Below are 23,513 nucleotides of genomic sequence, written 5' to 3'. Positions count from 1 at the left end.
GACTCCGGGGCTCAGGCCCAGACGCCCCGCTCCACCATGACCTCGCGCAGTGTGTCGATGTGATCGGTCATGATGCCATCCACTCCCAGGTCAAGGAGCCGGTGCATGCGATCGGCCTCGTTGACGGTCCACACGTGGACCTGCACTCCACGCGCGTGTGCGGCGCGAATGAAGCGCCGGTCAACGACAGGGACGCCCGACTGCTCCTCGGGCACCTGTGCGGCGACGGCCGAACGGCGCACCGGGAGAGGCGCGCCCCAGGAGCGCAGCCGCAGGTTCAGCACCCCGCGCGTGCCGAACGACGTGGCCAGGCGCGGGCCGGCCAGGTGCTGGGCGCGGACCACGCGCTTCTCGGAGAAGGAGCCGACGCAGACGCGGTTCCAGGAGTCGGTGCGCTCCAGGAGGTCCAGGAGGGGGCGGAGCGCCGGCTCCGCCTTGACGTCGACGTTCCAGCGCACCTCGGGGAACGTCTCCAGCAGCTCCTCGAAGAGGGGCACCGGTTCCCTGCCCGCCACGCGCGCGTGGCTCACGTCCGACCAGAACAGGTCCGCGATCCGGCCCGCGCCGTCGGTCACCCGGTCCAGGGTCTCGTCGTGGAAGGCGACGAGCTTCCCGTCGGCCGTGGCGTGGACGTCGGTCTCGATGTACCGGTAGCCCAGTTCGACCGCGCGCCGGAACTGGAACACGGTGTTCTCCAGGCCGTCCGCCGCGCCGCCCCGGTGGGCGAAGGGGATCGGACCGGGATGGTCGAGGTAGGGATGACGTATGAGCGTGGTCACCCGGGCAGTATCGCCCGTTCCGGTGACCCGGTGGCTACGACCGTGCTGCCGCCGGATGCCGAGGGGGCGGCGAAGACGCGAAGGAAGAGCTGGGCGAGCGGGCCGATCGCCAGGGCGTAGAGCAGAGTGCCGATGCCCACCGTGCCGCCCAGCGCGAAGCCGGTGGCCACGACGGTGACCTCGAGGCCCGTACGGATCAGGCGGATGGAACGGCCGGTGCGCCGGTGCAGCCCGGTCATCAGGCCGTCGCGCGGGCCCGGTCCGAAGCTCGCCGAGATGTAGAGCCCGGTGGCGACCCCGTTGAGGAGGATGCTCGCCAGCAGCAGCGGGATCCGTACGGCCAGGCCGTGCGCGTCCGGCACCAGCGCGAGGGTGCCGTCCATGGCCAGGCCGACCACGAACACGTTGGAGACGGTGCCGAGGCCGGGGCGCTGGCGCAGCGGGACCCACAGGAGCAGCACCGCCGCGCCCACGATGATCGAGACGACTCCGATCGTCAGGCCGGTGAGCTCGGCGAGGCCCTGGTGCAGCACGTTCCAGGGCTCCAGGCCCAGGCCGGACACCACGAGGAGCGCCGAGCTGGCGCCGTAGAGCGCGAGTCCTGCGTAGAGCTGGACCAACCGTCGCCCGAGACGGTTCCGCGTGGACAAGAGGTGCCCCCTGGTGGTGGTAGTGGCCTGACACATGGCACTCTGTGGCTTGAGAACAGACGTCATCCATGGCCAATTCCGGGAAGGTGGACTGGTTTCCATGGCGCAGTGGACCTCGGCGATGGGCGCCGCACAGCTCGCCCGGCTGCTCAACTCCCAGCAGGACAGGCCGGCCGGGCCCGGCACCCGCCGACCGCCCGCCTATCGCGCGCTCGCGGACGGCATCCGGCTGCTCGTGCTGGAGGGGCGCGTCCCGGTGGCCGCCCGGCTGCCCGCCGAGCGGGAACTGGCCCTCGCGCTGTCCGTCAGCCGGACCACGGTCGCCGCCGCCTACGAGGCGCTGCGCTCCGAAGGGTTCCTGGAGTCCCGGCGCGGGGCCGGCAGTTGGACCGCCGTACCGGCCGGAAACCCGCTCCCCGCGCGCGGGCTGGAGCCGTTGCCCCCGGAGGCCCTCGGTTCGGTGATCGACCTCGGCTGCGCCGCCCTGCACGCGCCCGAACCGTGGCTCACCCGGGCCGTCCAGGGCGCCCTGGAGGAGCTGCCGCCGTACGCCCACACGCACGGCGACTACCCGGCGGGGCTGCCCGCGCTGCGCGCGATGATCGCCGAGCGGTACACCCTGCGCGGGATTCCGACCATGCCCGAGCAGATCATGGTGACGACCGGTGCGATGGGCGCCATCGACGCCATCTGCCATCTCTTCGCGGGGCGCGGCGAGCGGGTCGCCGTGGAGTCGCCCTCGTACGCCAACATCCTTCAGCTGATGCGCGAGGCGGGTGCCCGGCTGGTGCCCGTGGCGATGGCCGAGGGGCTCTCCGGCTGGGACATGGACCGCTGGCGGCAGGTGCTGCGGGACGCGGCGCCCCGGCTCGCGTACGTCGTCGCCGACTTCCACAACCCGACCGGCGCCCTCGCCGACGACGACCAGCGGCGGCAACTCGTGGACGCGGCCCGCTCGGCCGGCACGGTGCTCGTCGCCGACGAGACGATGACCGAGCTGTGGCTGGACGACGACGTCGAGATGCCGCGCCCTGTCTGCGGCTTCGACCCGGCCGGTTCGACGGTGATCACCGTCGGTTCCGCCAGCAAGGCCTTCTGGGCGGGCATGCGCATCGGCTGGGTCCGCGCGGCACCCGATGTCATCCGCAGCCTGGTCGCCGCCCGCGCCTATGCCGACCTCGGCACTCCGGTGTTGGAACAGCTCGCCGTCAACTGGCTGTTCAGCACCGGGGGTTGGGAACAGGCGGTCGACATCCGCCGCGCCCAGGCCCGGGAGAACCGGGACGCGCTGGTCGCGGCGGTGCGGCGGGAGCTGCCCGCCTGGGAGTTCGAGGTGCCCAAGGGCGGACTCACGCTGTGGGTGCGCACGGGCGGGCTGTCGGGCTCACGGCTCGCCGAGATGGGGGAGCGCGTGGGGGTACGGGTGCCGTCCGGGCCGCGGTTCGGCGTCGACGGGGCCTTCGAGGGGTATGTGCGGCTGCCGTTCACCGTGGGAGGCGCGGTGGCCGACGAGGCGGCCGTACGGCTGGCCGCGGCGGCTCGGCTGGTGGAGAACGGGGTCAGCGGGGGCGGCGGCGAGTCGCCGCGGACGTTCGTGGCGTAGACGGCGAAGGGCCGTAGGCGGGTTCGGTGCGGGCGGCTCCCGCCCGCACCGAACCCGGCTCCTACGAACTCTCCGCCACCGCGGCCTCCACCGCCGCTTCGGCGGGCACCACCTCGGTCGGCATGGTCTCCGCCGCGTCCGCCGGTGTGGTGCGCGGCGGGAGCAGCGCCAGGACCGCCTGGCGGTGCGCGTCGTTCGTCGCGTCGTCGTACGGGTCCGGGGTCGCCGGGACCTGGAGCCGGTGCACCGGGCCGTTGCCGAGGCGGGCGTAGCCGCGGCCCGGGGGGATCTGGGCGATCGGCGTGGTGTGCGGGGGAGCGCCGAGGACCGCCTCCAACTGGGTGGGGGTGGCGGGGCCGAGGACGACACGCGCGCGTGTGTGCTGTCGTACGGCGTCGCTGAGCGTGTCCGCGCAGTCGAACTGGTCGGCCACCACCACCGTCACATTGGCCGCGCGGCCGTGCCGCAGGGGGACCTGGAGCAGGGACTGGGGGTCCTGGTAGCCGTCGGCCGTCGCCACGTGGGCGAAGGCGCTGGGGCGGTCCAGGATGATCCACAGGGGGTGCCTGGTGTCGTCCGGTGCCGGGTGGCCCGACTGGCGGGCGCGGTTGGCCGCGATCAGCCGGCGCTCCGTCTCCTGCGCGGCCCACTCCAGGCTGGCCAGCGCGCCGGCCAGTCCGCACTCGACGGCGAGGACGCCGTCCCGGCCGGTGAGGCACGCGTACTCGCCGGTGCCGCCGCCCTCGACGATCAGGACGTCGCCGTACTGGAGCGCCTGGAGCGCGATCGAGCGCAGCAGGGTGGAGGTGCCGCTGCCGGGCTGGCCCATGACCAGCAGGTTCGGTTCGGTGGAGCGGACGCCGGTGCGCCAGACGACCGGGGGGACGTCGCGCTGCTCCTCGCCGTGGGTGAGCGGGAGCGTGCGGTGGACCTGGGTCGGGTCGGTGAAGCCCAGGACGGTCTCGCCGGGGGCGGTGACGAAACGCTGGGCGGCGATGTCGGTGGGGAGCGGGGCGAGGACGCCGATCGTGAGCTGGTTGCCCTCCTCGTCCCAGGTGAAGTGGTACTCCCGGCTGCGGCCGGACTTCGCGGTGAGCAACTGCTCGATCCGCGCGCGGGAGTCGGCCTCGCCGTCGGTGAAGTACGCCGGATAGCGGACGACCAGATGGGAGATCCGGCCTCCGCCGTCGAACTCGTAGGCCGGGAAGGCCTTCTCCCAGTCGCCGCCGTGGGCGAACAGGGGAGCCGGGTCCTCGGCGGCCGAGAAGTAGGGCACCAGCGCCTCGTAGAGGGACTGGAGGCGCTGGGTCTGGGACTCGTCGGGCCCTTCGGGCGCCGGCGGGGTGCGGTCCCGGCCCTGCCATGCCGCCGCCGCCATCAGGGTGATGGCGGCGAGCAGCGGGCCGTACGGCACCAGCACCACGACCAGGATCACCGAGGCCACCAGGAACAGCAGCGGCCCGCGCTTGTCCTTGGGGGTGTCGGCCCATCTGCGCCGCCCGGCGGATGCCAGCCGGCGCAGACCGCGCGTGATCGTGATCAGCGGATGGAGGACGTCGGTGGCGCTGTCGGCCGCCGTCCGGGCCAGCTCCCGGCTCCGGGCGATCTGGGCGGTGCCGTTGCTCAGGATGCGGGGGAGGGGGCGCCGGGCCACTGCTGTCTCCTGAAGGTGCGTACGGGTGGTGGTGTCAGAACTTGATGCCGCCGAGGAGGCTCGCCAGGCTCTCGCCGCCGGCCTTGATGCTCGGGGCGATGGCCGTGCTGGCCATGTAGAAGCCGAAGAGTGCGGCCACCAGGGCGTGGGAGGCCTTGAGTCCGTCCTTCTTGAAGAAGAGGAAGACGATGATGCCGAGAAGGACGACGCCTGACATGGACAAGATCATTTGAGCTCTCCTGGTTCGTGGGGACAGTCACCATGAGTTCTTCCAGGATCACAGGATGTATCCATACGATAAAAGGTGCAAGTGGGTGAATTTCGGCGGATTTCCCTCGGATGGTGGAGCGCATTCGGGCTGTCTGAGCAGGGGTTTCACCCATGTCGGGGCCCGCGGTGATCTTTGCCTCGGAGGGGGCCGGTCATGTCTCGGCGGAGCCAGTACGCTGGCGATTCACCCGTACTAGTGAGAGGCGGTCAGGCCGATGAGCGAAGCCCCCGACCCCGAGGTCGTGGAGCTCGCGACCAAGATCTTCGACCTGGCCCGCCAGGGCGGGACCGAGGCGCTGGTCGCGTACGTGGACGCGGGCGTCCCGGCCAACCTCACCAATGACCGCGGCGACTCCCTGGTGATGCTCGCCGCCTATCACGGGCACGCCGACGCCGTACGGGCCCTGCTGGCGCGGGGCGCCGAGGCCGACCGGATCAACGACCGGGGGCAGACGCCGCTCGCCGGAGCCGTCTTCAAGGGTGAGCAAGAGGTGATCGAAGTTCTGCTGGAGGCCGGTGCCGATCCGGCCGCGGGCACCCCGTCGGCGGTCGACACGGCCCGGATGTTCGCCAAGGCCGAACTGCTGGAGCTGTTCGGCGCGCACTGACGGGCGGCCCGTCGGCGGCGAGGACGGGCCTTCTGACCAGGTACGACAAGGAAAACGGGGGAAAACGGGGGAAGGCAGCACGGCGCCGCCCGAAATTTCGGTCGCGGCATCGAGAACTGCCGGGTCATCATGACGTCGTGATTTACGGACGCGATGGCTGGGCAGGTGTTGCCGCACCGCGCGGGCCGTAGTTGCGGCCCGCATGGGCCACCTACGAGAGGCAGAGGAAAATGGTCTACAGCAAGCAGGAAACGGCGGGCGCCCCGACGTGTTGTCACGCGGCCAGGTAGTGCACGTCCCCCGGTTGCGTCGACGCTTGATGTGAGGCTGTTTCCCATGTTCGATCCGGTCATAGCGCCCAGCGGTACGCTGCTCGGCCTGCTTCAGCGGGGCCGCGGCGACGGCACACTGCACGCGCTCACCGCACCCCGTGCCGAGGCACTCGCGGCACTGAACCACTGTGTGCTGCGCGATCCCCGCCACGACTGGCAGGTGGAGAACCGCTCCCTGTACTACGCCCGTCTGTACCTCGATCTGGGCGGTGACCTGGACGCCGTCGAGGCCCACCTCTTCGACGCCGAGGACGTCCTCGACACCGAGGAGTCCCGTACGGGCCTCGCGCTCGCCGTCCTGGGGCACCTCGCCTCCTACGGCAGGCAGGACGCGCTCGAACTGCTGCGCAGGTACGCGGCCACCGGCAGCAACTGGGCCTGGGCCCTGGACGAGCTGGCGCTCAGGGACGACGACGCGGGCCTGCGCGCCCTCGCCGCCCCGGTGCTGGCGCGTTTCCCGGCCGACCCCGAGGGCGAGGCCGAACTGGCCGCCGCGGTGCGCGACGCCTTCGAACCCCGGCCCTGGCGGCTGTGGGCCGAGGACTCGCGCGAATCGATCGCCACGCGCGTGCGTGCCGCCCAGGAAGCCGGCTGCTTCGACCTCTGGCAACGCCAGATGCGACCTACCGGGCCCCGTCCGGGGTGGAGCGTGCAAGCGGTGTTCGAATGGGCCCAACAGGGCCTCGAACGCGGCGCCGCCCTGCACGTCCCGGCCGCCCGCTGCCTCACCGCGGTGGCGGGCCCCGAGGACCGGCCCGAGATCGTCGAGGCCGCCAAGGACGGCGGCGAGGGCGCCCGCTGCACCGCCCTGCGCTATCTCGCCGACAGCAACGATCCCGAAGCCCTCCAACTGATCGAACGAGCGGTCGCCACCGGCCCGGCGCCCGTCGTGGAGGCCGCCGTCGACGCCTTCGAACGGATGCGCTCCGTCGCCGCCGTCGACCGCGCCCGTGGCTGGGCCCGCCGCCCCGATCCGCTCGGGGCCGCCGCCGGCCGGATGCTCGCCTGCCGGGGCGGGACCCAGGACAGCGACCTGGTCCTCGGCGCCCTCAGGGAGGCCGTCATGGGCGAGGGGCCCGACGCCCCCACCCTCTGGACCCTCGTCGACGGCGCCGGACGCCTCGGCATCGTCTGCGCCGCACCCGTCCTGCGCCATGTGTACCGGGAGACCGCCTCGTCCCATCTGCGCGGCCGGGCCGCCCGCGCCCTGGCCGCCACCGACCCCTCCTACCCCACCGGCTTCGCCGTCGAGTGCCTCTGGGACTGCGAGGAGACCACCCGCGAGATCGCCGCCCGGCACGCCGAGACCGCCGACGCCCGGGTCGTGGAGCAGCTCCGCAGGCTCGCCGCCGACCCGGCCGAGGAAGCGGAAGTCCAGACAGCCGTACGGAGCCGGATCGGGCCCGACGCCCCCGCAGTGTGAACGTGGGATGACCCGCGGGTCAGACGCGCATGGACGCCGTCTGACCTGCTCGGGTGTGCAGCGCAACGCTCATGGGACGTTCACCGTTCGCATAGATCCACGTTGACGCGGCCACGTCCAGCGCGGCGACAACACGGGTATGCGTGTCGTCATCGTGACCGAATCCTTTCCCCCCGACGTGAACGGCGTGGCCCACTGCGCGCTCCAGACCGCCCGGCACCTCGTGGATCGCGGTCATCATCCGCTCGTCGTCGCGCCGGCCACCTCGGCCGGTAGCGGGCCCGACGCCCAGTCGCCGTGCCCCGTCATCCGTGTCCCCTCCCTACCGCTCCCGGGCTACCCCCAGGTCCGCGTCGCCCTCCCCAGCCGACGCGTCGCCGCGGCCATCACCGAACACCGCGCCGACATCGTGCACCTGGCCAGCCCGTTCATCCTCGGCGTCCGCGGCATGGCCGCCGCGGCCCGGCTCGGCATCCCCGCCGTGGCCGTCTACCAGACCGACCTGGCCGGATACGCCCGTACGTACGTCGGCGCCGGCGAGGCCACCGCCTGGCGGCGCATCCGCTCCGTCCACGCCGCCGCCGACCGCACCCTCGCGCCCTCCAGCGCGGCCCTGGGCGACCTGGAGGCACACGGCGTGCCCCGGGTCAGGCTCTGGCCGCGCGGCGTGGACACCGAGCGCTTCCGCCCCGAGTACCGGGACGAGGCGCTGCGCCGCGAACTCGCCCCGAACGGTGAGCTGATCGTCGGCTACGTAGGCAGGCTCGCCCCCGAGAAGCAGGTCGAACTCCTCGCCGGAGCCTGCGGCATCGAGGGCGTCCGGGTCGTGATCGTCGGCGACGGACCCAGCCAGCCGCACCTCACCGAGGCGCTGCCGGGCGCGGTCTTCCTCGGCCGGCGTACCGGAGACGAGCTCGCCCGTATCTTCGCCTCGTTGGACATATTCGTGCACACCGGACCTTTTGAGACCTTCTGTCAGACCGTCCAGGAAGCCATGGCCAGCGGCGTCCCCGTCGTCGCGCCCGCCGCCGGCGGACCGCTGGACCTGGTCGCCCACGGGCGCACCGGGTTCCTCTTCCCGCCCCGCGACGAGAGCGCGGTGACGGACGCCGTACGGACCCTGGCCGCCGATCCCGCGCTCCGCGCCGAGTACGGCACCGCCGCACGGGCCATGGTCGAGGGCCGCACCTGGGCGGCCGTCGGCGACCAACTGATCGCCCACTACGGCGATGTCCTCGCCGCGCGCAAGCTGGTGGTGGCGGCATGAACACCGCTTCCCTCAGGATCGTGCGGCTCGCCAACTTCGTGGCCCCCTCCTCCGGGGGCCTGCGCACCGCCCTGCGCGAGCTGGGCAAGGGCTTCAAGGAGGCCGGGCACCACCCGGTCCTCATCGTGCCCGGCGAACGCCACACCGACCGTGAGACCGAGCAGGGCCGCGTCATCACCCTGCCCGGCCCGCTGCTGCCCGGCACCGGCGGCTACCGCGTCCTCACCGACAAGCGGCGCGTGGCCGGCCTCCTGGAACAACTCGCCCCCGACCGCCTGGAGGTCTCCGACCGTACGACCCTGCGCTGGACCGGCAAATGGGCCAGGCGGGCCCGCGTCCCCGCCGTGATGGTGTCCCACGAGACCGCCGACGGCGTCCTGCGCACCTGGGGCCTGTCGGAGAACATGTCCCGGCGCACCGCCGACGCCCTCAACGTCCGTACGGCACACACCTACGCGCGCGTGGTGTGCACCACGGAGTTCGCCGAGCGGGAGTTCGTCCGCATCGGCGCACGCAATGTCGTACGGGCTCCGCTGGGCGTCGACCTGGTGGGGCGCAGTCCGGCGCTGCGGGACCCGGTGGTGCGCGCGGAGTACGCGCGCATGGACCAGGTTCTGCTGGTGACCTGCACCAGGCTCTCCGTGGAGAAGAAGCCCGGCACGGCGCTCGACGCCCTGGAGGCGCTGGTACGGCGCGGGCGACGGGCGGTCCTCGTGGTCGCCGGGGACGGCCCGCTGCGGGCCCGGCTCGAACAGCGGGCGCGGGAGCGGGGGCTGCCGGTCACCTTCCTCGGGCACGTCTCCGACCGGCGGCTGCTCGGCGCGCTCCAGGCCTCCGCCGACGTGTGCCTGGCGCCCGGGCCCGCCGAGACCTTCGGGCTCGCCGCCCTGGAGGCGATGGCCTGCGGCACGCCCGTGGTGGCCAGCGCGTCCTCCGCGCTGCCCGAGGTGATCGGCTCCGCCGGCGCCACGGCGGCGGACAACGGGAAGGCCTTCGCGGACGCCGTGGACATGCTGCTCGAACGCTCCGAGCCGGAGCGGCGGGAGATCGCACGCGCGCGTGCGGAGTGTTTCGGCTGGCACACGGCGGTCGACGCCTTCCTCGCGGCCCACGACGCGGATGTTCCGGTACGGCGGTTCGTGCCCGGAGGCGTGGCATGAGAACGGTCCGTTTCGTCGCCCTCGGTGACTCGCTCACCGAGGGCGTGGGCGATCCCGTCGGCGAGGCGTGGCGCGGTTGGGCCGCGCTGCTCGCCGACGGGCTGACCCAACAGCCCGAGGAGACCGTGGAGTTCACGAACCTCGCGGTCAGCGGGGCGCAGTCACGGGACGTGCTGGAACGGCAGACCCCGGCCGGGCTCGCCCTGGACCCGGACATCGTGTCCGTCGTCATAGGCGTCAACGACACCCTGCGCTGCACCTTCGACATCCAGGCCCTGGCCGCCCGGCTCGACGAGGTCTACGCGGCCTTCACGGCACAGGGCGCGGTCCTGCTCACGGCCTGTCTGCCCGACCCGGGCGCGATGCTCGGCCTCCCGGGCGCGCTGGCCCGCCCGCTCGCCCGGCGGCAGCGCGCCGTCAACACCGTGGTGCACGCGCTCTCCGAGCGCTACGGGGCCGTGCATCTGCACGCCGCGGAGGGCGAGTGGATCATGGACCGCGCGATCTGGAGCGCGGACCGGCTCCACCCCGGGGAGCGCGGGCACCGCCAACTGGCGCTGCGTTTCCACGCGTTGCTCGCCGAGGAGGGGGTGGCCACGGGGGCCGCGCCCTCGCCCGAACCCGAGTTCCCGGTGCCCACCAGGTCGGCCAGTCTGCTGTGGCTGGCGACGGCGGGCACCGGCTGGGTGGCCCGCCGCTGCACCGACCTGCTGCCACAACTCCTCAGGCTGGCCGCCGACGAGATGCGCCACCGCGCACGGGGCACGAGCGCCCGGCTCGACCTGAGCGCGTCCCACGCCGTGTCGATGGCGCTGGCCTCCCTGTCGGTGCAGCAGGAGCAGCCGGACCCCGCATAGGGCGTGTACGGGGCCTCAGCGGCGCCGTACAGCCACGAAACGGACCGGGGTGCCGGGCGCCGCCTGGGCGGCCGCCGGGAGGTCCGTGGGGCGGACGACGGCGATCACCGGATAGCCGCCGGTGGTCGGATGGTCGGCCAGGAACACCACCGGGCGGCCGTCCGGTGGCACCTGGACGGCACCGAGGACCATGCCCTCGCTGGGGAGTTCACCGGTCAGGGCCCGCTCCAGGGCGGGCCCCTCGGTGCGCAGCCCGATGCGGTTGCTCGCCGAGGACACCCGGTAGGCGCGTGACGTGAACGCGCGCACGGCCTCGGGCGTGAACCAGTCGTCGCGGGGCCCGAGGGTCACCCGCAGGACGAGCTCGACCGGGGGGCGCGGCTGCGGGGCGACGTCCACGTGCGCGTGGAGACTCGTCGGGGACCCCAGCGGCAGTATGGCGCCGTTCGTGAGCGGCGCCGGACCGAGCCCGGACAGCAGATCCGTGGAGCGGCTCCCCAGCACCGGCTCGACGCCGACCCCACCGGCGAAGGCGATGTAGGTCCGTACTCCGGAGACGGCCGTCCCGATGTCCAGGAGCGCCCCGGCCGGCACATGCACGGGCGCGCCCCAGGCGACCGGCCGACCGTTCACCGTGACCGGGCAGGGGGCGCCGCCGACGGCCACGAGGATCGTTGAACGAGGCCGTACGGCACAGCCGTTGAGGGTCGTCTCCAGGACGGCCGCTTCCGGTGGATTGCCGACCAGCCGGTTGACGAGCGCCGCCGCGGGCCCGTCGAGCGCCCCGGAACGCGGCACCCCCAGGTGCGCGTGTCCGGGCCGCCCCAGGTCCTGCACGGTGGTCAGGGCCCCGGCCCGTACGACGGCGAAGGCGCGGTCCGTCATACGTCCGCCACCGGGACGAAGCGCACGAGCGTGCCCGGCGACAGCAGCGCGGCCGGCTCGCGTGCGGGGTCCCACAGGACCGCGTCCGTCGTGCCGATGAGCTGCCAACCGCCGGGCGAGGAACGGGGGTAGACGCCGGTGTACGGCCCCGCCAGGCCCACGGCACCGGCGTGGACGGCCGTGCGCGGGGTGGCCCGGCGGGGGACGTCGTAGCGGGCCGGGAGGCCGGTGAGGTAGCCGAAGCCGGGGGCGAACCCGCAGAAGGCGACGCGGAACTCGGTGGCCGCGTGGATGCGGGCCACCTCGTCCTCGGGGACACCCCACAGGGCGGCGACGTCGGCGAGGTCCGGGCCGTCGTAGCGCACCGGGAGTTCGATCGCCTCACGCGCGCGTGGGGGAGCGGGAGGTACGTCGGAGGTGGTGAGTTCGGCGGCCAGCCGGGCCGGGTCGGCGAGGCCGTCGAGGAGGACCGTGCGGGCGGCCGGGACGATCTCGCGGACGGTGAGCAGGCCCTCCGCGCGGCGGCGCAGCAGCTCCGCGTGGACGGCCTCGGCCTCCTCCCCGGAGGCCACTTCGACGAGCAGCGCGTCCTCGCCGACGGGCAGGGCCCTCATGCGAAGGCCTCCACCAGGACACCCGACTCCACGAGCCGCTCGCGGACCCTGCGGGCCAGTTCGACCGCGCCGGGCGTGTCCCCGTGCAGGCACAGGGAGCGGGCCCGTACCTCGATGCGTGCCCCGGAGAGCGCCTCGACCGTCCCGGAGCGGGCCAGGCTCAGTGACCGCTCCACGACGGCCTCCGGGTCGGTGACCACCGCGCCGTCCCGGTCGCGCGGCACGAGCGTGCCCTCGTCGGTGTAGGCACGGTCCGCGAACGCCTCCGTGACGGCCGGCAGCCCGGCCTTCGAAGCCAGGTCGAGCACGACCGAGCCGGGCAGCCCGAGCACGGGCAGCGAGGCGTCGGCCAGGAGCACGCCCTCGATCACCGCGGCGGCCTGCTCCGGGTCGTGCACGACCCGGTTGTACAGCGCCCCGTGCGGCTTGACGTACGACACGCGCGTGCCCGCCGCCCGGGCGAACACCTCCAAGGCGCCGATCTGGTACGCCACTTCGGCCGCCAGCTCGGCGGACGGCACGTCCATCGCGCGCCGCCCGAACCCCGCCAGGTCCCGGTAGGACACCTGCGCGCCGACCCGTACCCCGCGCTCGGCCGCCAGCTCGCACACCCGCCGCATGGTGACCGGGTCCCCGGCGTGGAAGCCGCAGGCCACATTGGCGCTGGTGACGACGGACAGGAGCTGTTCGTCGTCGGTGAGGTGCCAGCGGCCGAAGCCCTCGCCTAGGTCGGCGTTCAGATCGATCATCATCTCTCCTGGTCAGGCGACGCGGTACTGCTCGTCGCGGGCGTCGGTGACGAACATCTGGCCCGGCGCGTGGGTGATGGCGAACGGCGGGCGGGACGCCATCACCGCGGCCTGCGGGGTCACTCCGCAGGCCCAGAACACCGGGATGTCGTCCGGCCCGGCGTCCACCGGATCACCGAAGTCCGGACGGCCGAGGTCGTCGATGCCGAGTCCCGAGGGATCGCCGCAGTGTACGGGGCTGCCGTGCACCGCCGGGAGCAGCGCGGTCTCCCGGATCGCCGTCGCCAGGTGCTCCGGCGGCACCGGGCGCATCGACACGACCATCGGGCCGTGCAGCCGCCCCGCCGGGCGACAGGGGCGGCTCGTCACGTACATCGGGACGTTGCGGCCCTGCTCGATGTGGCGGATCGGGACTCCCGCCTCGCTCAGGGACCACTCGAAGGTGAAGCTGCAGCCGATCAGGAACGACACCAGGTCGTCGCGCCAGTGCGCGCGCACGTCCGTCGGCTCCTCCACCAACTCGCCGTCCCGCCACACCCGGTAGCGCGGCAGATCGGTGCGCAGATCCGCGCCGTCGGCCAGAACCGTCTTCCAGGAGCCGGCGTCCGTGACGTCGAGCACCGGGCAGGGCTTCGGGTTGCGCTGGCAGAACAGCAGCATGTCGTAGGCCCAGTCGGCGGGCACCGAGATCAGGTTGACCTGGGTGTGGCCCGCCGCGACCCCGGCCGTGGGACCCGTCAGCCCGGCCCGGAACCGGGCCCGGGCGGAACGCGGGCTCCACGCGTGCGCGTGCTCGTCGACGAGGGTCAGGGGACGATCCTCCGTACGGTTCACGCCAGTTCCTTTCCGCGGGTCTCCGGCAGCCCCAGGAGCGCCAGCGCCGCGATGCCGTATCCGATCGCCCCGAAGACGAGCGCTCCGCCCACACCCCAACTGTCGGCCAGGAAGCCCACCAGGGTCGGGAAGACGGCGCCGACCGCGCGGCCGGTGTTGTACGTGAAGCCCTGTCCCGTGCCGCGCAGGGCCGTCGGGTACAGCTCGCTCAGGTACGAGCCGAAGCCGCTGAAGATCGCCGACATGCAGAACCCGAGCGGGAAACCGAGCACCAGGAGAAGGGTGTTGGCGCCGCTGGGAATGTGCGTGTACACCAGGATGCAGATCGCCGAGAGCAGCGCGAAGAGCCAGATGTTGCGCTTACGGCCGAGCACGTCCGTGAGGTAGCCGCCGGTGAGGTACCCCAGGAAGGCGCCGGAGATCAGGAAGGTCAGATAGCCGCCGGTGCCGACGACCGACAGGCCGCGCTCCGTCTTGAGGTACGTCGGCACCCAGGTGGCGAGGGTGTAGTAGCCGCCCTGGACGCCGGTGGAGAGCAGGCCGGCGAAGACCGTCGTGCGCAGCAGGCCCGGTGCCTCGGCCGTGCCCGGCTTGAAGATCGCCGCGAACGACCCCTTCTGGACGTTCTGTTCGCGCACGGCCGTCGCCTCCGGGGCGTCGTGCACCCGGCGCCGCACCCAGATCACCAGCAGCGCGGGCAGCGCGCCGGTCCAGAACATCACCCGCCAGGCCAGGTCGTCGCCGAGGAACGAGAAGACCAGCGTGTAGACGACCGCGGCCAGCGCCCAGCCCACCGCCCAGGAACTCTGGACCGCGCCGAGCGTACGGCCGCGGTGCTTGGGGCTCGCGTACTCGGCGACCAGGATCGCGCCGACCGCCCACTCGCCGCCGAAACCGAGCCCCTGGAGGGCGCGGAAGACCAACAGGGTCTCGTAGTTGGGCGCGAAGCCGCAGGCCACGGTGAAGACGGCGTACGTGACCACCGTGATCATCAGGGCCCTGACCCGGCCCACCCGGTCGGCGAAGACGCCCGCGATGGCGCCCCCGACCGCGGAGACGACCAGCGTGACGGTGGTGAACAGGCCGGTCTGGCCGCTGTTCAGGCCGAAGTACGCAGCCAGCGCGACCATGCTCAGCGGCAGCGTGAAGTAGTCGTAGGAGTCCAGGCCGTAGCCGCCGAACGCGCCGGCGAAGGCGCGGCGGCCGTTCGGACCGAGCGCGCGCAGCCAGGCCAACGCACCGTCGTCGGCGGTGAGTTCGTCCGTGTCCGGATGTGCGCCGGTGTTCAGGGCCTGAGGTGGAGGGGTCGTGCTCATGTGCACCTCGCAGAAGGAGGACGGAGGGTGCTGGGACTGAGCCGTGCCGTGCGGAAGCCGTCGGCGCCGGTGTGAGCGGGCGGCGCCCTACCGAGAAAAGTAGAGGATCGTTGAACGATCCTTCAAGAGGCATGTTGTTTCGTTCTTGTATCTGCGGTTGAATTCCGGGCATGGCAGAGCAGATGGCGGGACTGGCCGACGACCGCGCCCTCCTGGGTCGCACGAGCACCGCGGAACGCGTCTCGGACATCCTCAGAAGTCGGATCGCCGAGGGCTATTTCCCGCCGGGCGCCCGGCTCTCGGAGGACAGCATCGGCGGAGCGCTCGGTGTGTCGCGCAACACACTCCGTGAGGCGTTCCGGCTGCTCACTCACGAACGCCTGCTCGTCCACGAGCTGAACCGGGGCGTCTTCGTCCGGGTCCTGAGCGTCGAGGACGTCGAGGACATCTACCGCACCCGCCGCCTCGTCGAGTGCGCCGTCGTACGAGGGCTGGGCGAACCGCCGTACGCCCTCGAACACCTCGCCGCGGCCGTCACCGAGGGGCAGTTGGCGTCCGTCGAAGATGACTGGAAAGGCGTGGGTACGGCCAATATCCACTTCCACCGGGAACTGGTCGCCCTCGCCGGCAGCGCCCGCACCGGCGAGTGGATGCGCAGCGTCTTCGCCGAACTCCGGCTCGCCTTCCACCTCGTGGACGACCCGAAGGCGCTCCACGAGCCGTACCTCCAGCGCAACCGCCTGATCCTCCACGCGCTCCAGGCGGGCGACCGGGCCGAGGCCGAGAAACTGCTCGCGGTCTACCTCGACGACTCGCTGAAACGCGTCGTCGAGGCCTACCGGCAGCGGGTCGGCGAGGACGGCACGGCGCTCGACTGACAAGGGCACGTGGCTCGACTGAGGACGGCTCGGTACTCGGCGGACCCGGCGCACGCGGCTGTGGCGGTAGTCGCTTCTGCGTCGTTTGGGTCGTTGTCAGACCGAGGACCTAGTCTGTGCAGCGTGACTTCGCCTGCATCGACGGACAGCGTTCCGCCCCAGTTCAGCGCGGGGCCGCGCCCCGCCCCGGGCCCGGCCGCCGACGAGGGACTGGCGCGGCGACTGCGCGCGCTCGCCTGCACCGCGCCGCTGCACGACCTCGACGCACGCAAGGCCAATCTCGCGGGCGAGTACTCGGTGTACGGCATGGCGGAGGTGGCCCTGGCCGCCATCGACCTGGTCACCCTCAACATGGACTTCGACACGGGTGCCGACCACGACCAGATAGTGGCCAGGCTCATCCCGCGCATCGCCGCCCAGGCCCCCCAGCGCTCCGTCGTCGAGCACGAGCGCGTGGCCCGCTGGGTCCTGGAGAACCTGATCAACGTCGGCAGTGTCGACCGCGGCTTCCGCACGGTGTACGGCACGTTCGCGCAGGACGGCACCTATGTGCGCCGCGACTACGACTTCAAGCTGATCGAAGAGGTCCCCGGCTACGGCGGCAGCGTCTACCTCCGGACGACCGACGAGGCCGTCAACGTCCTGGTGGGCGCCCTCGACACCGACGTCACCAGCGCGCAGATCGCCGCCGAGGTCAAGCTGGAGGTGCTGATCAGCCGCGGCCGGCTCGCCGACGCGCAACTCGCCGCGGAACAGGCCCGGTACCGGACCGTGCAGTACTCGGAGACACTCCGGCGCGCTCTGGACGCCACGCGGCGCAACGTCCGCGCGGTGGACTGGCTCAACGCCGTGCCGGACATGATCGCCGAAGCCCTTGATCACGTCGCTGATCGCTACCGGCACGAGAACGCGATCCTCACCAACATCCGCAAGGCCCGTGACGAGTCCGAGGATCCCGAACAGAAGCGGCGTGCGGCCGAGTTGGTCGACATCGTCAAGGACTGCATCCGGCGGCACACGCAGCTTCAGTCGCGCCTTCTGGAGGCCGGGCCGCTGTTCCGTGCCGAGCAGGACCGTCAGGCTTTCGCCACGCCGATGACGACCTCGGGGATCGACCTCTACGGCCATCTCGTCGCGCCCGTCCTGCCGTTGCCCCTGGAGCAGGCGATCCGGGTCACGGACGCGTTCTTCGCTCGCGGGACCGGGTTGCGTACGCCGGTGTCCGTCCGGGTGGGGGATCTCGTCGACATACTGCTCACCCCGCCCGCCGAGCGGGAGCATCTCGGGGCGGAGATGCCGGAGCCGGATCTCATCGCCACGCCGGACGACAGTCGGTTCAGTGAGGAGCAGTTGGCAGCGGCCATGGAGTTGCTCGATCTGCCTGCGGATGCGCCTCGGCGATTGTCGGGGCTGCTGGCCGATGCGCGTCGTCAGGATGCGGAACTTCCTTATTTGGTGGCCCTGCTGGCCGTGCATGCGGCCAGTCCGCCGGTCGGTACGGCGTATCGGCAGGGGGAGGCGAAGTTGTTGTTCGCCGTCGACGACGGGGTTGAGCTGGATGATCCCGAGTTCGGTGGGGCCGATCTGATCGTGGGGATGGCCTTGTTGGACGCGGTCGGGATGGCTGCGGGGCGGAGTGAGGCGGCGTGATGGTTCTGTCGGTGGGTGGCTGCGGGTCCGTTGTGGCTGGTCGCGCCCACGCGGCGGAGCCGCAAATGTCACAGTCCCGCGCCCCTGGAGGGGCGCTTGACCTCATCCTCGTTATCAAGTGCAAGGAGTTGTCGTCGTGAGTGAGACCGTCGAATGGAGTGAGCCGGAGGTTGCCGCCTCGCCGGTGACCGCTGTCATCACGCCCGCCGACGCTGCCGACGCCGCTCGGCTTGTCGCCTTTGGGCTGCAGCCGAAGTTGCAGCCCGCGCGGGATCAGGAATACGCGGAGTTGCTGCGGCGGTACCGGGAGGACTCGCCGTTCGCGCGGCTTGCCGATGCCGTGGCCGCCGGGCTCGGGCTGGTCGTTCTGGAGGTGTCCCCGCGCGCGGGGATGGCCGTGACCGCCGCCGAGGACTCGGTGTTCGCCGTGCGGATGGGGGACTACGCGCGGCGTACGGCGGCCGACTCCGGGGACCGGTTCCTGCACGGGCTCGCGCATCTCGCCGTCGCCGCGATGGCGTTCCCGCGCCCCGAGGACCTGGCCGACGACGGGTACATCGGGCGGGTCACGGTCAACGGGGTCGACGCCTTCGTACGGCAGGCCTGCCGGCGCCTGGAGGAGCGGGCCGACGAGCAGGGCATGAACACCGACCCGGCCACCGACGCGCCCGGACTGGAGGCCGCCTGGCGGATCTGGGTCAGACGCAGCGCCACCGGAGCCACCAAGGACGCCCGCAGACTGGCCGGTTCGACCACCGGCATCGTCGGCAAGGCGGCCGCCTTCCTCACCGACTCCGGCTTCCTCCAGCGCACCGGTGACGACAACGGTGGGACCTATCGCACGACAGCCCGTTATCAGCTCCAGGTGCGTGACATGGCCGGCAGTGCCGCCATGGCCGAGCTGCTGGAGCTGGGCGTCGTCCCGGTCACCGACGGCACCGCGAGCCTGCTGCCCGCCGAGGACACCGAGGACCTGGAGCTGGTGGCCGACGCCGGACTGCCGTTCCACTCCTGATCCCCCAGCTCCTCCCGAAGACCTACGCCCCCCACACCTGCCGAAGACTTACGACGAGAGTCCGCCATGTACGAGCTGTCCCGGGTCCGCCTCTACTCCATCGGGCCCGCCGGTGCGCGCTACGCCGACACCGTGCTTGATCTGCGAGGCGTGGGCCAGCCCGTGCCCGACCCCGCCCCCACCCAGGCGGAGTTCTTCGAGGACGAGCCCGTCGGGCCGCCGCGCCGCCCCGCGCCCGCCGGTGTGCTCTTCCTGGAGAACGGCGGCGGCAAGTCCGTCCTGCTGAAGCTGATCTTCTCGGTGATGCTGCCGGGACACCGCAACACCCTGGGCGGCGCCAGCTCCGGTGTGCTGCGCAAGTTCCTCCTCGCGGACGACTGCGGGCATGTCGCCCTGGAGTGGCAGCACACCCTGACCGGCGAGTGCGTGGTCGTCGGCAAGGTCAGCGAGTGGCGCGGGCGCCAAGTCTCCAACGACCCGCGGAAGTTCGCCGAGGCCTGGTACTCGTTCCGGCCGGGCCCCGGGCTGAGCCTGGACAACCTCCCCGTCGCCGAGGCCACTTCCGTACGGCCGCCCGGCGAGGGCGTGTCCGGCGCGCAGGGCCGTCGGCGCACCATGAAGGGCTTCCGGGACGCCATCACCGAGGCCGGCAAGGCGTATCCGCACCTCGAAGTGCACTGGGAGGAGATCCACGACCGCTGGATCGAGCACCTCGGGGACCTCGGTCTCGACCCCGAACTCTTCCGCTACCAGCGGGAGATGAACGCCGACGAGGGCGAGGCCGCCGGTCTCTTCGCCGTCAAGAAGGACTCCGACTTCACCGACCTGCTGCTGCGCGCGGTCACCGACACCCGGGACACCGACGGGCTCGCCGACCTGGTCGGCGGCTTCGGCAACAAGCTCGGGCGGCGGGCCGAGTTGATCGCCGAGCGGGACTTCACGGCCGGTTCCGTGGACCTGCTCGGCCGGATCGTCGAGGCCGCCGAGGGACGGGCACGCGCGCGTGACATCCACGCCGGCGCCGAGCGTCGTACCCGCACCCTGGCGCGCCGGCTGTCCGCACGGGGCGCGCAGGAGCGGGTGCGGGCCGCCGACCTCGCCCAGCGGGTCACCGCCGCCGCGTACGCCGTCACGCACGCCGAGGGGGCGCGGGAGCGCAGCGCGCTGATCGCCGCCGAACTGGCCTACCGGCACGCCTCGTTGGCGCTCGCCACGATGGAGAAGTCCGCCGCCGCGCAGAAGCGTGAGCTGGCCGACGCCCGCACGCTGCACGCCGCCTGGCAGGCCGCCGAGGCGGTCCTGCGGCACCGGGCCGCCGCCGACCGCTCCGCGCGCGTGGCCGTCGCGATCCGCGAGGCCGAGAGGGACGCCGCACCGGCGCTCGCCGCCCGCGCCAAGGCCGCCGTCGATCTCGTACGGGCCCTGCACTCGGCCGCCGAGAGCGCCGAGGACCTCGCCAACGAAGGCGAGGAGCGGTCCGCCGCGCTTCAGGAGGTCGGCGAGACCTCCCACCGGGACGCGACCTCTGCCGCCACCGAGGCACAGCGCGCCCGCAGCGAGGTCGGGCATCTGCGTCAGCGCCTGTCCGAGGTCGAGCAGGAGACCGCCGAGGCGGTACGCGCGGGTTGGCTCGACGACACCGCCCCCGACGCCGACCCGGCACGTGCCGCCCTCGCTGCGAGCGACGCCGAGAAGACCGCCGTGGCCGCCTGGGACACGACCCGTGAGGCTTCCCGCCGGGCCGCCGAGCACGCCCGTGAGGCGGCCTCCGCCGAGTCCCGCGCGGAGTTGACTGCGGCCCGCGCGTCCGACGCGGCGACTGCGGCCGAGCGGACCTACGACGCGGAGCGGCGCCTCGCCGAGGGGCTGGCGGGGGAGGAGCGGCTTGCGGAACTGCTCAGCCTGCCCGGTGCGGGCAACGGTGCCGGTGGCAGCAGTGGTGTGCCAGTACCGCGCACCGCGGGCCAGGGCGCTGACGACAACGCGGGCGCGCGCTCGGGCGGCGACGGAGAGGGCGCCGAGGCGGATGCACGGACCGGCGCCTCAGCCAACACTGGCTCTGCCAACGCCGCTTCGGCCAACACCGGATCAGTCAACGCCGCCTCAGCGAACACCGACTCAGCCAACGGCCTTGCGGCAAGCGGCCGTTCCGCCGCCAACGCCCCCTCGTCCACCCGCGCCGGCACCGCCAAACCCTTCCGCCCGCTCGCCGAAGGCCCCCTCACCCCCGAGGAACTCGACCGCTTCGCCGACGAGTTGCGCGAACTGCTCGACGACGGGGTCACCTCCAGCGAGCGCCAGCTCTTCGACCTGCGCACCGCCGCCGCCGACGACTCCCGGATTCTCGGCGCGCTCGGTGACGGCGGCCTGCTGCCGCCCGGCCCGGACGTGCTGGCCACCGTGGAGTACCTCGGCGAGCACGGCATCCCGGCCCTGCCCGGCTGGCGTTACCTCGCCCAGGCCGTCGACCCCGTCGACCACGCGCGCGTGCTCGCCGCCCGGCCCGAGCTGGTCGACGGTGTGATCATCACCGACCCGGACACGCACGCGCGTGCCCGTGAGGCCCTCAACGACGCGGCCCTGCTGCCCCGGTCCGCCGTGGCCGTCGGCACGGCCGCCGCCCTGCTCGCCCCGACACCGGCGCCCGACGCGCGGACCAGCGACGTCTTCCTCGTACCGCCGAACCCCGCCATGCACGACGAGCACGCCGCCGACGAGGAGCGGCAGGCGCTGCGCGCGCGGGCGGGGCAGCGGGACGAGGAGATCCGTACGCTCGCCGCGCGGCTCGGCAAGGACCGGGAGCTCGCGGCGCGGCTCGCCTCCTGGCGCACCGGCTGCCCGAGCGGGCGGCTGGTCGAACTGGCACAGGCCGCGCAGGACACGCGCGCGTTCGCCGAGGAGGCCGAGGCCGAACTGGCCGAGGCGCGGACCGTGCGGGCCGAGGCTGACGAAGCCGCCGCCGAGGCCGCCCAGGTGCGCGACGAGCGACAGGAGGCCGCGCAGAAGGCCCGGCGCGCCGCCGACGCCCTCGCCGGACTCGCCTTCCGGCTGCGCGAACGCGCCGGCTGGCAGGTCAAACTGCGTGAACTCGCCGACGAGGCAGCCGAGTCGGAGGCCCGCGCGCAGTCCTGCCTGGAGCGCGCCCGCGCCGCTGACGAGGACCGCCGCGCCGCCCAGCGTGCCGCCGACGACGCCCGCCGTACGGCCCGTGCGCTGCGCGCCGAGCGCTCCGAGATCGCGGGCGCCCCCGACGACGTACCGGAAGACGACCCGGAGGCCCCCAAGCCCTCGCTGCCCGCCCTGCGTGAGGCCTACCGGGCCGCCTCGCAGCTCTACGAGAAGGTCGGCGTCGGCGCCGATCTGCGGGCCGAGCAGGCCCGGGCGGAGAGCGACGAGAGCGCGGCGATCGCCGAGTTGGACCGGCTCAGCAACAAGGTCCGCACGCGCGCTGCACAGTTGCTGCAGTCACCCGACGGCTCCGACGGGCCGTCCCGGCAGGCCGCCGCGGCGCGCGCCGAAGAGTTGGTGCAGCTTCTGGAGACCCGGGTGTCGACCGCGAGCGAGCAGCTCGGACGGCTGCGCGGCGAGGCCGAGCGGCACGCGCCCGAGGACGGCGAGGCGCACACCGAGCTGACCGAGGAACTGATCCCGCGCGACGCCGAGCACGCCCAGGCCCTGCTGCGCACGGCGACCGCCGAACTCGGCTCCCGCACCGACGCGTTGGGCCAGGCCCGCGAGGCGCACGCCGAACTCCTCGACGCCCACCGCGCCGCCGAGGACGGGGCGGGCGGTTTCGACGAGACCGCCGCGATGCTCCGTGACCTGCTGCGCGAGCACTCCTCGGACGAGGAGCAGGAGGAGCCCGAGCCGTACCCGGGCAGTGTGGAGGAGGCCCGGCACTCCGCCGCCGAGGCCCGCCGCTCGCTGCGCGGCTGCGCCACCGACCTGTCCGCCGCCGAGAGCGCCGTACGCGAGGCGAGCGATGTCCTCGTACGGCATGCCAACTCCACGCGCTACGAGCAGGTACGCACCCCCGCCCGGCAGCAGATCCGTGAGCTGCCGGCGTCCGCGCTGCCCGAGCACGCGCAGAAGTGGGCCGACGCCTTCGCGCCCCGACTGCGGGTCCTCACCGACGAGTTGGCGCAATTGGAGCGCAACCGCGACTCGATCGTGGACCGGCTCCGCGGGCTCGTCGAGTCGGCGCTGGCGACCCTGCGGTCCGCGCAGCGGCTGTCCCGGCTGCCCGAGGGGCTCGGCGAGTGGTCCGGGCAGGAGTTCCTGCGCATCCGCTTCGAGGAGCCCGACCAGGCCACGCTCACCGAGCGGCTCGGTACGGTCGTCGACGAGGCGACCCGGGCCGCCGTGAAGAAGAACTCCGACATGCGGCGCGACGGAATGTCCCTGCTGCTGAGGGGAGTCGGGGCGGCCCTGGAGCCCAAGGGCATCGCCGTGGAGATCCTCAAGCCGGACGCCGTACTGCGCGCCGAGCGGGTGCCCGTCGGGCAGATGGGCGACGTCTTCTCCGGCGGTCAGCTCCTCACCGCGGCCATCGCCCTCTACTGCACGATGGCCGCGCTGCGCTCCAACGACCGGGGCCGCGACAAGCACCGGCACGCCGGCACGCTCTTCCTCGACAACCCCATCGGGCGGGCCAACGCGACCTATCTGCTGGAGCTGCAGCGCGCCGTGTCCGACGCGCTCGGTGTCCAACTCCTGTACACCACCGGCCTGTTCGACACGACGGCACTCGCGGAGTTCCCGCTGGTCATCCGGCTGCGCAACGACGCCGACCTGAGGGCGGGCCTCAAGTACATCAGCGTGGAGGAGCACCTCCGGCCGGGCCTGCCGCAGCAGGCCCCGGCCGGAGAGGGTGAGTCGGTGCACAGCGAGATCACCGCGACCCGGATGTTCAAACGTCCGGCGCCGACCGCTCCGTAGACGAAGCTCGTCCGTAGGCGAACGTCATCCG

General features: G+C 72.9%; 19 protein-coding genes. 10 read left to right on the top strand and 9 right to left on the bottom strand.

Annotation, left to right across the window (positions count from 1 at the left end; all coding sequences use genetic code 11):
- Positions 1-11: 11 nt before the first annotated feature.
- Together OG223_RS10620 and yczE are read right to left on the bottom strand one after the other, a co-directional pair.
- Positions 12-779 (bottom strand): glycerophosphodiester phosphodiesterase, encoded by a 768-nt coding sequence (locus tag OG223_RS10620; protein WP_329245717.1) that lies wholly within the window; start codon positions 777-779, stop codon positions 12-14.
- Positions 776-1,465, bottom strand: a complete 690-nt coding sequence (gene yczE / locus OG223_RS10615; RefSeq protein ID WP_329245714.1) for a membrane protein YczE — start codon at positions 1,463-1,465, stop codon at positions 776-778. The genes OG223_RS10620 and yczE overlap by 4 nt, the downstream gene beginning before the upstream one ends.
- Positions 1,466-1,529: 64 nt before the next feature.
- On the opposite strand from yczE, the gene OG223_RS10610 reads away from it, so the two are divergent.
- Positions 1,530-3,032 carry an SCO1417 family MocR-like transcription factor gene (locus OG223_RS10610; protein ID WP_329245712.1) on the top strand — a complete coding sequence of 501 codons (1,503 nt, stop codon included), beginning with the start codon at positions 1,530-1,532 and terminating at the stop codon, positions 3,030-3,032.
- A gap of 61 nt (positions 3,033-3,093) precedes the next feature.
- Here the strand turns inward: OG223_RS10610 and OG223_RS10605 are convergent, their stop codons facing one another.
- The gene (locus OG223_RS10605) at positions 3,094-4,686 is read right to left on the bottom strand and encodes a hypothetical protein (RefSeq protein ID WP_329245710.1); all 1,593 of its coding nucleotides are present in this window, start codon (positions 4,684-4,686) and stop codon (positions 3,094-3,096) included.
- A gap of 34 nt (positions 4,687-4,720) precedes the next feature.
- Positions 4,721-4,915 (bottom strand): hypothetical protein, encoded by a 195-nt coding sequence (locus tag OG223_RS10600; RefSeq protein ID WP_019059657.1) that lies wholly within the window; start codon positions 4,913-4,915, stop codon positions 4,721-4,723.
- Positions 4,916-5,171: 256 nt separating this feature from the next.
- Here OG223_RS10600 and OG223_RS10595 point away from each other — a divergent pair, with 256 nt between their 5' ends.
- The 5 genes from OG223_RS10595 (at position 5,172) to OG223_RS10575 (ending at position 10,603) form a co-directional block, all read left to right on the top strand.
- A complete protein-coding gene (locus tag OG223_RS10595; protein WP_329245706.1) occupies positions 5,172-5,564 on the top strand; it encodes an ankyrin repeat domain-containing protein in 393 nt (130 codons plus the stop codon).
- A gap of 336 nt (positions 5,565-5,900) precedes the next feature.
- Positions 5,901-7,319, top strand: a complete 1,419-nt coding sequence (locus tag OG223_RS10590; RefSeq protein ID WP_329245704.1) for a HEAT repeat domain-containing protein — start codon at positions 5,901-5,903, stop codon at positions 7,317-7,319.
- 139 nt (positions 7,320-7,458) lie between these two features.
- Entirely contained in the window at positions 7,459-8,586 is a 1,128-nt protein-coding gene (locus OG223_RS10585; protein WP_329245702.1) for a glycosyltransferase family 4 protein, read from the top strand.
- Positions 8,583-9,746, top strand: a complete 1,164-nt coding sequence (locus OG223_RS10580) for a glycosyltransferase (RefSeq protein ID WP_329245699.1) — start codon at positions 8,583-8,585, stop codon at positions 9,744-9,746. The genes OG223_RS10585 and OG223_RS10580 overlap by 4 nt, the downstream gene beginning before the upstream one ends.
- Positions 9,743-10,603 carry an SGNH/GDSL hydrolase family protein gene (locus OG223_RS10575; RefSeq protein ID WP_329245697.1) on the top strand — a complete coding sequence of 287 codons (861 nt, stop codon included), beginning with the start codon at positions 9,743-9,745 and terminating at the stop codon, positions 10,601-10,603. Before OG223_RS10580 ends, OG223_RS10575 begins: the two co-directional genes overlap by 4 nt.
- Positions 10,604-10,618: 15 nt before the next feature.
- Here the strand turns inward: OG223_RS10575 and OG223_RS10570 are convergent, their stop codons facing one another.
- From OG223_RS10570 to OG223_RS10550, 5 genes are read right to left on the bottom strand one after another with little or no spacing between them, the layout of a single operon-like run.
- Positions 10,619-11,488 carry a biotin-dependent carboxyltransferase family protein gene (locus OG223_RS10570; RefSeq protein WP_329245694.1) on the bottom strand — a complete coding sequence of 290 codons (870 nt, stop codon included), beginning with the start codon at positions 11,486-11,488 and terminating at the stop codon, positions 10,619-10,621.
- Complete coding sequence (locus tag OG223_RS10565) at positions 11,485-12,102, bottom strand: 5-oxoprolinase subunit B family protein (RefSeq protein ID WP_329245691.1); 618 nt, start codon at positions 12,100-12,102, stop codon at positions 11,485-11,487. Before OG223_RS10565 ends, OG223_RS10570 begins: the two co-directional genes overlap by 4 nt.
- A complete protein-coding gene (locus tag OG223_RS10560) occupies positions 12,099-12,851 on the bottom strand; it encodes a LamB/YcsF family protein (protein WP_329245690.1) in 753 nt (250 codons plus the stop codon). Before OG223_RS10560 ends, OG223_RS10565 begins: the two co-directional genes overlap by 4 nt.
- Before the next feature lie 12 nt (positions 12,852-12,863).
- Complete coding sequence (locus OG223_RS10555) at positions 12,864-13,685, bottom strand: putative hydro-lyase (RefSeq protein ID WP_329245687.1); 822 nt, start codon at positions 13,683-13,685, stop codon at positions 12,864-12,866.
- Positions 13,682-15,001 carry an MFS transporter gene (locus OG223_RS10550; RefSeq protein ID WP_329245684.1) on the bottom strand — a complete coding sequence of 440 codons (1,320 nt, stop codon included), beginning with the start codon at positions 14,999-15,001 and terminating at the stop codon, positions 13,682-13,684. The genes OG223_RS10555 and OG223_RS10550 overlap by 4 nt, the downstream gene beginning before the upstream one ends.
- A gap of 170 nt (positions 15,002-15,171) precedes the next feature.
- Between OG223_RS10550 and OG223_RS10545 the strand changes: the two genes are divergently transcribed.
- The 4 genes from OG223_RS10545 (at position 15,172) to OG223_RS10530 (ending at position 23,482) form a co-directional block, all read left to right on the top strand.
- Positions 15,172-15,879 carry a GntR family transcriptional regulator gene (locus OG223_RS10545; protein ID WP_329245682.1) on the top strand — a complete coding sequence of 236 codons (708 nt, stop codon included), beginning with the start codon at positions 15,172-15,174 and terminating at the stop codon, positions 15,877-15,879.
- A 123-nt stretch (positions 15,880-16,002) separates the two neighbouring features.
- Positions 16,003-17,529 carry a hypothetical protein gene (locus tag OG223_RS10540; RefSeq protein WP_329245679.1) on the top strand — a complete coding sequence of 509 codons (1,527 nt, stop codon included), beginning with the start codon at positions 16,003-16,005 and terminating at the stop codon, positions 17,527-17,529.
- Between the two features lie 136 nt (positions 17,530-17,665).
- On the top strand, positions 17,666-18,544 hold the full coding sequence (locus tag OG223_RS10535) for a hypothetical protein (protein ID WP_329245676.1): 879 nt from the start codon (positions 17,666-17,668) through the stop codon (positions 18,542-18,544).
- Positions 18,545-18,610: 66 nt separating this feature from the next.
- Positions 18,611-23,482: a hypothetical protein gene (locus tag OG223_RS10530; RefSeq protein ID WP_329245673.1), complete on the top strand. Its 4,872-nt coding sequence runs from the start codon at positions 18,611-18,613 to the stop codon at positions 23,480-23,482.
- Positions 23,483-23,513: the final 31 nt, after the last annotated feature.

The sequence above is a fragment of the Streptomyces sp. NBC_01478 genome (genome assembly GCF_036227225.1).
GTDB lineage: Bacteria > Actinomycetota > Actinomycetes > Streptomycetales > Streptomycetaceae > Streptomyces.
This window is presented reverse-complemented; position numbering and strand designations above follow the sequence as displayed.